Annotated in this window: 10 protein-coding genes; 9 read left to right on the plus strand and 1 reads right to left on the minus strand. The window is 72.2% G+C overall.

Translation table 11 applies throughout. The annotated features are described in order from the left end of the window. The 5 genes from ACGFWE_RS19575 to ACGFWE_RS19595 all read left to right on the plus strand — a co-directional run. Window positions 1-1,983, plus strand: a 1,983-nt coding sequence (locus ACGFWE_RS19575) for a PD-(D/E)XK nuclease family protein (RefSeq protein ID WP_393600578.1), incomplete at its 5' end; no start/stop codon positions are given. Between the two features lie 110 nt (window positions 1,984-2,093). After that, window positions 2,094-5,630, plus strand: a complete 3,537-nt coding sequence (locus tag ACGFWE_RS19580; RefSeq protein ID WP_393600579.1) for a UvrD-helicase domain-containing protein — start codon at window positions 2,094-2,096, stop codon at window positions 5,628-5,630. Between the two features lie 10 nt (window positions 5,631-5,640). After that, window positions 5,641-7,053 (plus strand): dipeptidase, encoded by a 1,413-nt coding sequence (locus ACGFWE_RS19585; RefSeq protein ID WP_352390285.1) that lies wholly within the window; start codon window positions 5,641-5,643, stop codon window positions 7,051-7,053. Window positions 7,054-7,204: 151 nt separating this feature from the next. Next, window positions 7,205-8,149 carry an NAD(+) diphosphatase gene (gene nudC / locus ACGFWE_RS19590; protein WP_352390284.1) on the plus strand — a complete coding sequence of 315 codons (945 nt, stop codon included), beginning with the start codon at window positions 7,205-7,207 and terminating at the stop codon, window positions 8,147-8,149. 10 nt (window positions 8,150-8,159) lie between these two features. After that, the gene (locus ACGFWE_RS19595; RefSeq protein ID WP_393600580.1) at window positions 8,160-8,771 is read left to right on the plus strand and encodes a class I SAM-dependent methyltransferase; all 612 of its coding nucleotides are present in this window, start codon (window positions 8,160-8,162) and stop codon (window positions 8,769-8,771) included. 33 nt (window positions 8,772-8,804) lie between these two features. Here the strand turns inward: ACGFWE_RS19595 and ACGFWE_RS19600 are convergent, their stop codons facing one another. Further along, window positions 8,805-9,047, minus strand: a complete 243-nt coding sequence (locus ACGFWE_RS19600) for a mycoredoxin (RefSeq protein WP_037719776.1) — start codon at window positions 9,045-9,047, stop codon at window positions 8,805-8,807. A gap of 53 nt (window positions 9,048-9,100) precedes the next feature. Between ACGFWE_RS19600 and ACGFWE_RS19605 the strand changes: the two genes are divergently transcribed. The 4 genes from ACGFWE_RS19605 (at window position 9,101) to ACGFWE_RS19620 (ending at window position 12,782) form a co-directional block, all read left to right on the plus strand. Then, window positions 9,101-11,425: an ATP-dependent DNA helicase UvrD2 gene (locus ACGFWE_RS19605; protein WP_352390282.1), complete on the plus strand. Its 2,325-nt coding sequence runs from the start codon at window positions 9,101-9,103 to the stop codon at window positions 11,423-11,425. Window positions 11,426-11,594: 169 nt separating this feature from the next. Further along, entirely contained in the window at window positions 11,595-11,918 is a 324-nt protein-coding gene (locus tag ACGFWE_RS19610) for a hypothetical protein (RefSeq protein ID WP_352390281.1), read from the plus strand. A 175-nt stretch (window positions 11,919-12,093) separates the two neighbouring features. Beyond that, window positions 12,094-12,462 (plus strand): WhiB family transcriptional regulator, encoded by a 369-nt coding sequence (locus ACGFWE_RS19615; protein ID WP_351836836.1) that lies wholly within the window; start codon window positions 12,094-12,096, stop codon window positions 12,460-12,462. Then, window positions 12,459-12,782 carry a hypothetical protein gene (locus tag ACGFWE_RS19620; protein ID WP_352390280.1) on the plus strand — a complete coding sequence of 108 codons (324 nt, stop codon included), beginning with the start codon at window positions 12,459-12,461 and terminating at the stop codon, window positions 12,780-12,782. Before ACGFWE_RS19615 ends, ACGFWE_RS19620 begins: the two co-directional genes overlap by 4 nt. The last annotated feature ends 82 nt before the right edge of the window (window positions 12,783-12,864 follow it).

Here is a 12,864-nt window from a genome sequence, read left to right on the forward strand (position 1 = left end):
GCGGAACCGCCGTCGGACGAGCGAGCCGCCTCTGAGGAACCGTCGCCGGACGAGCAGGCCGCTCGTGAGGAGGTGCCGTCGGATTCCGAGGCAGCGCCGGCGGAGCTCTCCTGGCTGGACACCGAGACCGCCCTCACCCTCCTCGCCTCCCCCCTCGCCGGTATGGACGCCGCCGACCTGCGCCGCCTCGGGCGAGCCCTGCGGGACGAGGAGCGGGCCGCGGGCAACGCCCTGCCGCCGCCCTCCGACGTGCTGCTCGCGCGGGCGCTCGCCGAGCCCGAACGCCTGGCCGTGCAGGACCCCGCGTACGCGCGGGGAGCCCAGCGGCTCGGCGCGCTGCTCGGCAAGGCCCGCGAGCGCCTCGCGAGCGGCGGCAGCGCCGAGGAGGCGCTGTGGGACCTGTGGGAAGGCACGCCGTGGCCCGGGCGCCTGGAGCGGGCCGCCCGGCGCGGCGGCGCCGCGGGGCGCAACGCGGACCGGGATCTCGACGCCGTGTGCGCGCTGTTCGCGACGGCCGCGCGCGCGGAGGAGCGCACTGGAGGACGTGGCGCCCTGAACTTCCTGGAGGAGATCGACGCCGAGGACATCGCCGCCGACACCCTCACCCGGCGTGCCGTGCGCCCCGACGCCGTCCGCCTGATGACCGCGCACCGCTCCAAGGGCCTGGAGTGGCGCCTGGTCGTCGTCGCGGGCGTCCAGGAGGGCCTGTGGCCGGACCTGCGCCGCCGCGGCTCCCTCCTGGAGGCCGACCGCATCGGCCGGGACGGACTCGCCGAACCGCTCACCCCGGGCGCCCTGCTCGCCGAGGAGCGCCGCCTGTTCTACGTGGCCGCCACGCGTGCGCGTGAGCGACTCGTCGTCACGGCGGTGAAGGCACCGGCCGACGACGGCGACCAGCCCTCCCGCTTCCTGACCGAACTCGGCGTCGAACCCAAGGACGTGATCGGCCGCCCGCGCCGCCCCCTCTCGGTCGCCGCCCTGGTCGCCGAACTCCGCGCCACCACCGTCGATCCCCGCGTCTCCGACACCCTGAGGAAGGCCGCCGCCCGCCGACTGGCCCGGCTCGCCGCCCTCGCCGACGAGGACGGCCGCCCGCTCGTCCCCTCGGCGCACCCCTACCGCTGGTGGGGCATGTTCGAGCCGACCGAGTCCAAGGTGCCGCTGCGCAACCGCGACCAGCCCGTCGTGCTCTCCGGCAGCGCCCTCGACCAGCTCGCCAACACCTGCGCCCTCCAGTGGTTCCTGGGTCGCGAGGTGAAGGCCGACGCGCCCGCGACGGTCGCTCAGGGCTTCGGCAACGTCGTGCACGTCCTCGCCGACGAGGTCGCCTCCGGGCACACCCCCGCCGACCTCGACGTGCTCATGGAGCGCCTCGACTCCGTGTGGAACGCGCTCGCCTTCGACGCGCCCTGGAAGTCGGCGCAGGAGAAGGAGCACGCGCGCGTGGCGCTCGAACGCTTCCTGAAGTGGCACGTCATGGACCGCACCGGCCGCACACCGGTGGCCAGCGAGCACGACTTCGACGTCACCCTCGAAGCGGGCGAGGTCGAGGTACGCATCCGCGGCCAGATGGACCGCGTCGAGACCGACGGCGAGGGACGCGCGTACGTCGTCGACTTCAAGACCGGCAAGCAGCCGGTGAGCTCCGCCGAAGTCGAACGCCACCCCCAACTCGCCGTCTACCAGCTCGCCGTGCGCGAGGGCGCCGTCGACGAGGCCTTCGACGGCGTACGGCCCGAGCCGGGCGGCGCCGAGCTCGTCCACCTGCGCCAGGGTGCCCCCAAGAGGGACGGCGGCGAGACGCTGCCGAAGGTGCAGGCGCAGGAGCCGCTGGAGGGGGAGTGGGTCGGCGATCTGCTCGCTACGGCGGCCGGCAAGGTCCTCGACGAACGGTTCACACCGAACGCCGGGCAGCACTGTTCCCACTGCGCGTTCCGGGCGTCGTGCAGCGTCCAGCCGGAGGGGCGACACGTCGTGGAGTGAGGTGAACATGCCGGTGTGATCAGTCGCACCACACGTGCTGACCTGCGCATCCTCCGGCCCGAAGGGCGATTCGTCCTCCGCTGTCAGTGGGCGCCGCTAGCCTCTGCGACATGCCCGCCCGTATCACCCATCCCGATCAGCTCAAGGAGCTCCTCGGCATCCCGTTCACCCCGGAGCAGACGGCCTGCATCACCGCGCCGCCCGCCCCGCAGGTGATCGTGGCCGGCGCCGGCTCGGGCAAGACGACGGTGATGGCGGCCCGCGTGGTCTGGCTGGTCGGCACCGGCCAGGTCGCCCCCGAACAGGTCCTCGGCCTCACCTTCACCAACAAGGCCGCCGGTGAACTCGCCGAGCGCGTCCGCAAGGCACTCGTCAGGGCGGGCGTCACCGACCCCGACGTCATCGACCCGGACAACCCGCCGGGCGAGCCCGTGATCTCCACCTACCACGCCTTCGCGGGCCGCCTGCTGACCGACCACGGCCTGCGCATCGGCCTCGAACCGACCTCCCGCCTCCTCGCCGACGCCACCCGCTACCAGCTCGCCGCGCGCGTGCTGCGGGAGGCCCCCGGCCCCTACCCGGCCCTGACCCGCTCCTTCGCCGACCTGGTCAGCGACCTCCTCACCCTCGACGCCGAACTCGCCGAGCACCTGGTCCGCCCCGAGCAGGTGCGCGCCCACGACGCCCAGCTGCTGCTGACCCTCCAGGGCGCCAAGCTCACCAACGACGCCCTGCGCAAGGTCCCCGAGGCGGCCGCCGCCCGCCGCGAACTCGCCGACCTGGTCGTCCGCTACCGCGCCGCCAAACGCGAACGCGACCTGCTCGACTTCGGCGACCAGATCGCCCTGTCCGCACGCCTCGCGGGGATTCCCGAGGTGGGCGGCATCCTGCGGGACGAGTTCCGGGTGGTGCTGCTCGACGAGTACCAGGACACCTCGGTCGCCCAGCGCGTCCTGCTGGCGGGTCTGTTCGGCGGCGGCACCGGCCACCCGGTCACCGCCGTCGGCGACCCCTGCCAGGCCATCTACGGCTGGCGGGGAGCCTCCGTCGCCAACCTCGACGACTTCCCCGAACACTTCGCCCACCCCGACGGCCGCCCCGCCACCCGCCAATCGCTCAGCGAGAACCGCCGCAGCGGCGGCCGCCTCCTCGACCTCGCCAACGGCCTCGCCGAGCCCCTGCGCGCCATGCACGCGGGCGTGGAGGCCCTCCGCCCGGCCCCCGGCGCCGAACGCGACGGCATGGTGCGCTGCGCCCTCCTGCCCACGCACGCCGAGGAGATGGACTGGCTCGCGGACTCGATCGCCCATCTCGTACGGACCGGGAAGGCGCCCGGCGAGATCGCCGTCCTGTGCCGCACCGCGACCGACTTCGCCGAGATCCAGGGCGCCCTCGTCGACCGGGACGTCCCGGTGGAGGTGGTCGGCCTCTCGGGCCTGCTGCACCTGCCCGAGATCGCCGACCTGGTCGCCGTCTGCGAGGTCCTCCAGGACCCCGGCGCCAACGCCTCCCTCGTCCGCCTCTTGACCGGCCCGCGCTGGCGGATCGGCCCGCGTGACCTCGCCCTCCTCGGCAGGCGTGCCCGGCGTCTGGTCTCCCACACGCGTGTGGACGACGGCGACGACCCCGACCGCCGGCTCGCCGAGGCCGTCGAGGGGGTCGACCCGGCCGAGGTGATATCGCTCGCCGACGCCCTGGAGACCTTCCTGGAGACGCCCCTCTACAGCGACGACGAGGACGACGACGGGCTGCCCTTCTCACCGGACGCGCGCGTGCGGTTCGCGCGTCTGGCCGCCGAACTGCGCGACCTGCGCCGCTCTCTCGCCGACCCCCTGATGGACGTCCTGCACCGCGTCCTCGCCGTCACCGGCCTGGAGGTCGAACTCTCGGCGTCCCCGCACGCGTTGGCCGCCCGCCGCCGCGAGACCCTGTCCAACTTCCTCGACATCGCCGCCTCCTTCGCGGCCGGGGACAACGAGGCGAGCCTCCTCGCCTTCCTCGGTTTCCTGCGCACCGCCGCCCAGTACGAGAAGGGCCTCGACAACGCCCTGCCCGGCGGCGAGAACACCGTCAAGGTGCTCACCGCGCACAAGTCCAAGGGCCTGGAGTGGGACGTCGTCGCCGTCCCCGGCCTGGTCACCGGGACGTTCCCGAGCAGCCAGGGCCGCGAGAAGTGGACCGCCCAGGGCAAGGTGCTGCCGCACGCGCTGCGCGGCGACACCGACACCCTCCCCGACATCACCTCCTGGGACGCACGGGGCATGAAGGCATTCCACGAGGCCATGAAGGACCACCAGCACACCGAGGAACTGCGCCTCGGCTACGTCACCTTCACCCGCCCCCGCTCCCTCCTGCTCGGCTCAGGCCACTGGTGGGGACCCACCCAGAAGAAGCCCCGGGGACCCTCCGACTTCCTCCAGGCCCTGCACGACCACTGCACGGCCGGCCACGGCGAGATCGAGGCATGGGCCGACGAGCCGGCCGAGGACGAGGAGAACCCCGCCCTGCACAGCCGGACCGAGGACCAGATCTGGCCCCTCCCCCTGGACGACAGGGCCCTGGCCCGACGCCGGGCTGCCGCCCAGACGGTCCTGGACCACCTGGAGGACCTCGCCGCCCACCCGGACACCCACCCCGCGGCCGTACACGACCCGGACACCTACGACGACCCGGACTGGCCCCCGCCGCCGGACGACGACGAGGCGCCGCACGACGACGAACCGACGTACGCCGAGGAGTCCCCCTTCGAGGACGAGACCGTCGGGGTAGACGTCCCCGACGACTGGGACACCTTCACGACGGACCGCCCGGCCGTCCCGCACCAGGCCACCGCCCCGGAGCCCGTCACCGCACCGGCCCGCCCCCACCCCGCGGAACCGGAACCCCTCACCCCGGAGGAAGCCCGAGCCATCGCCTCCTGGGACCGCGATCTCGACGCGCTCACCGGCGAACTGCTGCGCACGCGGCAAGCGGTCACCGACGTACCCCTGCCCGCGTCGCTCACCGCGTCCCAGGTGCTCCGCCTGGCCGCCGACCCCGACGGGCTCGCGCAGGAACTCGCGCGCCCCATGCCGCGCCCTCCGCAACCCGCCGCACGTCAGGGCACCCGCTTCCACGCCTGGGTCGAGGCCCGCTTCGAAGCCCTGACCCTGCCCATGCTGGAGCCGGACGACCTGCCCGGCAGCGACGCCGAGATCGCCGACGAACGCGACCTGGAAGCCTTCAAGGACGCCTTCGAGCGCACCGAGTACGCCCACCGCACCCCCTACCGCCTCGAGACGCCCTTCCAGCTCGCCATCGCCGGCCGCGTGATCCGGGGCCGTATCGACGCCGTCTACCGGCACAGCGACGGGGACACCACGACGTACGAGATCGTCGACTGGAAGACCGGCCGCACCCGCACCGCCGACCCCCTGCAACTCGCCGTGTACCGGCTGGCCTGGGCCGAGCGGCAGGGTGTGCCTGTGGAATCGGTCACTGCGACGTTCCTGTACGTCCGCACCGGAGACGTCGTACGCCCCAGGAACCTGCCGGACCGGGCCGCCCTGGAGCGGCTGCTCACCCAGGAACCGGGAGGGCGGTCGGACGGCTTCGAGCCGGCGAACTGTGAGGAACCGCCCACCGAGGATGTCGGTGCGGGCCGATAGGCTCATGACCATGAGCCAACCCGTTGACAGTGTCGTCAGCGCTGTCCGTCCGTACATCGAGCAGCACCGCGCCGCCTTCCTCGACGACCTCGCCGAATGGCTGCGCATCCCGTCCGTCTCGGCCCAGCCCGACCACGGACCCGATGTACGCCGCAGCGCCGACTGGCTCGCCGCCAAGCTCAAGGAGACCGGTTTCCCCACGGTCGAGGTCTGGGAGACCCCGGGCGCGCCCGCCGTCTTCGCCGACTGGCCCGCCGGGGACCCCGCGGCGCCCACGGTCCTCGTCTACGGCCACCACGACGTACAGCCCGCCGCCCGCGAGGACGGCTGGGACAGCGACCCCTTCGAGCCGGTCGTCCGCGACAACCGTCTCTACGCGCGCGGGGCGGCCGACGACAAGGGCCAGGTCTTCTTCCACACCCTCGGCGTCCGCGCCCACCTCGCCGCCACCGGCCGCACCGCCCCGGCGGTGCACCTGAAGCTGCTCGTCGAGGGCGAGGAGGAGTCCGGCTCCCCGCACTTCCGCGCGCTGGTCGAGGAGCGCGCCGACCGGCTCGCCGCCGATGCCGTGATCGTCTCCGACACCGGCATGTGGGCCGAGGACACCCCCACCGTGTGCACCGGCATGCGCGGCCTCGCCGAATGCGAGATCCGCCTGTACGGCCCCGACCAGGACATCCACTCCGGCTCCTTCGGCGGCGCCGTCCCCAACCCGGCCACGGCCGCCGCCCGCCTCGTCGCCGCGCTGCACGACGAGCACGCGCGCGTGGCGGTCCCCGGCTTCTACGACGGCATCGTCGAACTCACCGACCGTGAGCGGGAGCTCTTCGCCGAGCTGCCCTTCGACGAGGAACAGTGGCTGCGCACCGCCAAGTCGCACGCCACCCACGGCGAGGCCGGACACACCACCCTGGAGCGCGTCTGGGCCCGCCCCACCGCCGAGGTCAACGGCATCGGCGGCGGCTACCAGGGCCCCGGCAACAAGACGATCGTCCCGTCCTCCGCGATGGTCAAGCTTTCCTTCCGGCTGGTGGCCGGCCAGGACCCCGGCCACATCGAGAAGGCCGTCCGCGCCTGGGCCGTCGAACAGGTGCCCGCCGGGATCCGGCAGGAGATCACCTTCGGCGCCGCCACGCGCCCGTGCCTGACCCCGCTGGACCACCCCGCCCTCACCTCCGTCGTACGGGCCATGGGCCGCGCCTTCGACCAGCCGGTCCGCTTCACCCGCGAGGGCGGCTCGGGCCCGGCCGCCGACCTCCAGGAAGTCCTCGGCGCACCCGTGCTGTTCCTCGGCATCTCCGTGCCCTCCGACGGCTGGCACGCGCCCAACGAGAAGGTCGAGCTCGATCTGCTGCTCAAGGGCGTCGAGACCTCCGCGTACCTGTGGGGTGATCTCGCCGAGCACTGGAGCCATGCGCCCTGACCGTCCCGCGCCGCCCGGACCGGCAGCGCGCGGGGCACACTGAAAGAGCCGCCCCGCACCGCGAAGCCCGCCGGGCCCGGTCGTCTCCGTCGTACGTCCCACGAACCGCCCGCCGAAACAATCCGTTGCACCGGGGGAGTTGGAAGCACCCGTGACCACCTGGACCGACCACACCGCCGACCGTCCTGTCTCGCTCACCGCCCCCAGCGGCATCGACCGCGCCGCGCACCACCGGCTCGACGAGGCCTGGCTCGCGGCGGCGTGGAGCCACCCCTCGACCCGCTGCTTCGTGGTCTCCGGAGGTCAGGTCCTCATCGACGAGACGCCGGACGGCCGTACCGAACTCGTCATGACCCCCTCCTTCGAGGCCCCGCTCACCGAGGCGCACCGCTACTTCCTCGGCATCGACGAGGAAGGCGTCCGCTACTTCGCCCTCCAGAAGGACGCCCTTCCCGGCCGAATCGACCAGTCCGCGCGCCCCGCCGGTCTGCGCGAGGCCGGACTGCTGCTGTCCGCGCGCGAGGCGGGCCTGATGGTGCACGCGGTCGGCCTGGAGAACTGGCAGCGCACCCACCGCTTCTGCTCCCGCTGCGGCGAGCGCACCGTCATCGCCGCGGCCGGCCACATCCGCCGCTGCCAGGCCTGCGGCGCCGAGCACTACCCGCGTACCGACCCGGCCGTGATCATGGCCGTCACGGACGACGAGGACCGCATCCTGCTGGGCCGCCAGGTGCACTGGCCGGAGGGCCGCTTCTCGACGCTGGCCGGCTTCGTCGAACCGGGCGAGTCCATCGAGCAGTCGGTGCGCCGCGAGGTCTTCGAGGAGGCCGGCATCACCGTCGGCCCGGTCGAGTACGTCGCCAGCCAGCCCTGGCCGTTCCCCTCCAGCCTCATGCTCGGTTTCATGGCCCGCGCCACCTCCACCGACATCAACGTCGACGGCGACGAGATCCACGAGGCCCGCTGGTTCTCCCGCGACGACCTCCAGGCCGCCTTCGAGTCCGGCGAGGTCCTGCCGCCGTACGGAATCTCGATCGCGGCCCGTCTGATCGAGCTCTGGTACGGCAAGCCGTTGCCGACGAGGAGCTTCGTCTGAGAGGCCGGGCATGTCCGACCTGTACTGGAACCACAACGTCCACTACCACCCCCTGGTGCTCGACGCCGTCCCTGACGGCTGCCGGGAGGCCCTGGACGTCGGGTGCGGGGACGGGGTGCTCGCCCGCAAGCTGGCCGGCAGGGCCGCGTCCGTCACGGGCGTCGACCGCTCGCCGGAGATGATCCGGCAGGCACGCGCGGCCGCCTCCGGGAACATCACGTTCCTGGAGGCGGACTACCTCGACGGAACGGCCCTCCCCGCGGGCACGTACGACTTCGTCAGCGCGGTCGCCGTGGTGCATCACGCGCCCTTCGAGGACGCGGTCGCCGGCCTGGTCCGGCTGCTGGCCCCCGGTGGACGGCTCGTGATCGTCGGGATGGCCCACAACAAGACAGGGCTGGACTGGGTGATCAGCGGCTGTGGCGTGCCCGTCTCGCTGTTCCTCAGGCGCAAGCAGGGCGGCAAGCGGGCCCCGGCCGGTATGCCCATGGAGGACCCGGCCATGCACTGGGGCGAGGCCCGCCGGGCCGCCCGCCGTCTTCTGCCCGGCTGCCGTTACCGGCGCCGACTGCTGTGGCGCTATACGGCGGTGTGGGACAAACCACAAGAAGGCGGTTCCTGAGCCGCCCCAGGAACCGCCTCCGTGCCCGCGCACCTACGCGCTGATCTTCTGCTTCACCTGTGCCAGCGACGGGTTGGTCAGCGTCGAACCGTCCGCGAAAAGTACAGTCGGGACTGTCTGATTCCCGCCGTTCGCCTTCTCCACGAAGGCCGCGGACGCCGGGTCCTGCTCGATGTTGATCTCGGTGTACGCGATGCCCTCGCGGTCCAGCTGCTTCTTCAGCCGCTGGCAGTAACCGCACCAGGTGGTGCTGTACATCGTCACAGTGCCCTGCATGTCTCGCGTGCTCCTTCGGTGGCTCGGGGACGAGGCCGTCCTACGGGGAACGTATGCGACCGGGACGCCATTCCCGCCCCGGGGTGCTTGGCCAGGTGACGCCTGCCGCATTAGTACGACTGCGGCTACCTGCCTGTGGACAACCGGCTCACCCGCCTCCGCCGACCTGGCAGCATGGCCGTGTGACAGCAGCAACGCACTCCACGCTCTTCCCGCACACACCGGACACGGCCGACGCGGTGCTCGAAGGGCTGGACCCCGAGCAGCGTGAGGTGGCCACCGCCCTGCACGGGCCGGTGTGCGTGCTGGCGGGCGCCGGCACCGGCAAGACCCGGGCGATCACCCACCGCATCGCCTACGGGGTCCGGGCCGGGATCCTCCAGCCCTCCAGCGTGCTCGCCGTCACCTTCACCAACCGTGCCGCCGGGGAGATGCGCGGACGCCTGCGCCAGCTCGGTGCCGCGGGTGTCCAGGCGCGTACGTTCCACTCGGCGGCCCTGCGGCAGCTCCAGTACTTCTGGCCGAAAGCAGTCGGTGGCTCCATGCCCCGGCTCATCGACCGCAAGGTCCAGCTCGTCGCCGACGCGGCCGCCGCCTGCCGCATCCGCCTCGACCGGGGCGAGCTGCGGGACGTCACCGGCGAGATCGAGTGGTCCAAGGTCACTCAGACCGTGCCCTCCGACTACGCCCTCGCAGCCGCGAAGGCCGGGCGTGAGACCCCTCGCGCCGCAGCCGAGATCGCCCAGCTCTACGCCGCCTACGAGGACATCAAACGCGACCGTGCCGTCATCGACTTCGAGGACGTCCTGCTGCTGACCGTCGCCGTCCTCCAGGACCGGCACGACATCGCCGAGCAGGTCCGTGCCCAGTACCAGCACTTCGTCGTCGACGAGTACCAGGACGTCAGCCCCCTCCAGCAGCGCCTGCTGGAGCTGTGGCTCGGACAGCGCGACACCCTGTGCGTCGTCGGTGACGCCAGCCAGACGATCTATTCGTTCACCGGGGCAACTCCCGACCATCTCCTCGACTTCCGCACCCGCCACCCCGGCGCCACCGTCGTCAAGCTGGTCCGCGACTACCGCTCCACCCCCCAGGTCGTCCATCTCGCCAACGGCCTGCTCGCCCAGGCCCGCGGCCGCGCCGCCGACCACCGGCTGGAACTGATCTCCCAGCGCCGGCCCGGCCCCGAGCCCGTCTACACCGAGTACACCGACGAGCCCGCCGAGGCCGAGGGTGCCGCCCGCCGCATCCGGGAACTCATGAACGCGGGCGTCAGGGCCAGCGAGATCGCCGTCCTGTTCCGCACCAACTCCCAGTCGGAGACCTACGAACAGGCCCTCGCCGACGCCGGTGTGCCCTACCAACTGCGCGGCGCCGAGCGGTTCTTCGACCGGCCCGAGGTACGCAGGGCCATCGTCAACCTCCGGGGCGCGGCCCGCTTCGGCGGCAACGACTCGCGGCTGGACGACGCCGTGGACCTGCCCTCCCAGGTGCGTGCCGTGCTGTCGGGCGAGGGCTGGACCACCGCGCCGCCGGCCGGCTCCGGGGCCGTCAGGGAGCGCTGGGAGTCGCTGGCCGCCCTGGTGAACCTCGCGCAGGACTTCACCGCCGCGCGATCCGGCGCCACCCTGAACGACCTCATGGCCGAACTCGACGAGCGGGCCGGCGCCCAGCACGCCCCGACCGTCGAGGGCGTCACCCTCGCCTCGCTGCACTCGGCCAAGGGTCTGGAGTGGGATGCCGTGTTCCTGGTCGGTGTCGCCGAGGGCATGATGCCGATCACCTACGCGAAGACCGACGAGCAGATCGAGGAGGAACGCCGGCTCCTCTATGTCGGCGTCACCCGCGCTCGCGAGCGCCTCCATGTCTCCTGGTCGCTCTCCCGCTCGCCCGGCGGCCGCCCCAACCGCCGCCCGAGCCGCTTCCTCGACGGGCTGCGCCCCGGCTCCACCGCCACCACGGGGCGGAGCGTCGGCGGCGGCCCCGGAGGCGTCGAGCGCGGCTTCACGAGCGCCGTCGGCGCCGCCCCGAGACGCACCCAGCGCACCCCGGCGCGCTGCCGGGTGTGCGGGCGCACGCTCACCGACGCGGGCGAGCTGAAGCTCATGCGTTGCGAGGACTGTCCCTCCGACATGGACGAGGGACTGTACGAGCGGCTGCGCGACTGGCGTGCCGTACAGGCGCAGCGCAGCGGACAGCCGGCCTTCTGCGTCTTCACGGACAAGACGCTGATGGCCATCGCCGAGACCGTTCCCGACGACGAGCACGAGCTGGCGCGGATCCCGGGCGTCGGGCTGCGCAAGCTCAACCGCTACGGAGCCGATGTGCTGACCATCTGCGCAGGCCGGGAGGTTGCGGAGGAAGAAGACGAGGGCTGATTTCAACTCGTCGGAAAAATAGTTTGCGCATGCCCCAGCAATCCCCATAGGTTCTTAGCCACGGGGACGGAGGCCTTCTCGGAGGCCCCGATTCCGTGCTCTACTTGCATATCCGTAGGACAGCGGCTCGCGCCGCCGTCCCCCGAGACGCCGAGAGGAGGCGATTGAAGTGATCAGCATCAACAGCAGCCAGGCCATCAGCACCGCCAAACTGACCGATCGCTCGGTCGTCTCCATGTGCATGCTCGGCGTTTCGAACCTGGGCACCGGTGTGTCCGGCATTCCTGCCGTGCGTCCGGCGTCCTCCGTGTCTCTCGCGGTCCTTCCCGTCCGTGAGCGCAATGAGCGACCGACCAAGGCACTGGAAGCAGTAGTGGCACAGGCGCATGTCTATGCCTTTGCGGCGGCCGGTGCCGGATTCCGGAAGCAGACGACGCAGCACCACCTGATGTGGGCCTTCCGTGGGCCAGAACCCTGGAGTGATCCAGCCTGATCGTCGATCAGGCCGGCGCCTTCAGGGCCGCGGAACCCCATCCGGGATCCGCGGCCCTTCTGTTTTCCCCGAACGGGGAGAGCGGAGCGAAGGGGCCTCGGGACAAGAAAAGAACCCGGTACCAAGCGACCACCGGTCCTACAGGGCCGGACCGAACAGACGAGGAAGACGAACCGTGCAACTCGAAGCGCACGCCCCGTCCGTACCGCCTTCCGAAACGATCCCCCCGCCCGGCCTCACGGAGGACTCCACCTTGATCCCGCTCACTGCGCTCACCGCGCTCGACGACGCCATCGAGAACCTCGGCGTACCCGTCCCCTGCCGTTCCTACGACCCGGAGGTCTTCTTCGCCGAGTCGCCGGCCGACGTTGAGTACGCCAAGTCCCTCTGCCGTACCTGCCCGCTGATGGAGGCATGCCTCGCCGGCGCCAAGGAGCGGCGTGAGCCCTGGGGCGTCTGGGGTGGAGAGCTGTTCGTCCAGGGTGTCGTCGTCGCCCGGAAGCGGCCGCGTGGCCGCCCGCGCAAGAACCCGGTCTCGGCATGAACATCGCAGGAACGATCGACCGCCCCCTCACGAACGACCCCACGAAGCAGGCCCCGATGAAGCCGTCCACCAGCGAGCCCGCAGGCTCCGCGATCCCAGACTTCACCACCACCGACGCGAACGACTCGCGTCAGAACAGGACCCGAGAGATGCAACTCATCCCAGAAGCCCTGGCTCGTGCGCATATGCACGACCGGCTGCAGGAGGCCGAGCAGGAACGCCGGGCGATCCGCCTGGCGACCGCCCGCCGGATGCAGCGCCGGGCCGAGCGCGCCTCCCTGCGTGCTCGCCGAGCGCTGGCCATGGCCGTCATGCAGTAACGCGACCCGGTGCGGTAACCCGACCCGGTAGTTCCCCGCGGGGGCCGGTCCGTCCAACGGACCGGCCCCCGCGGTGCGTTGT

It is taken from the genome of Streptomyces sp. NPDC048523 (assembly GCF_043199815.1).
Taxonomy (GTDB): domain Bacteria; phylum Actinomycetota; class Actinomycetes; order Streptomycetales; family Streptomycetaceae; genus Streptomyces.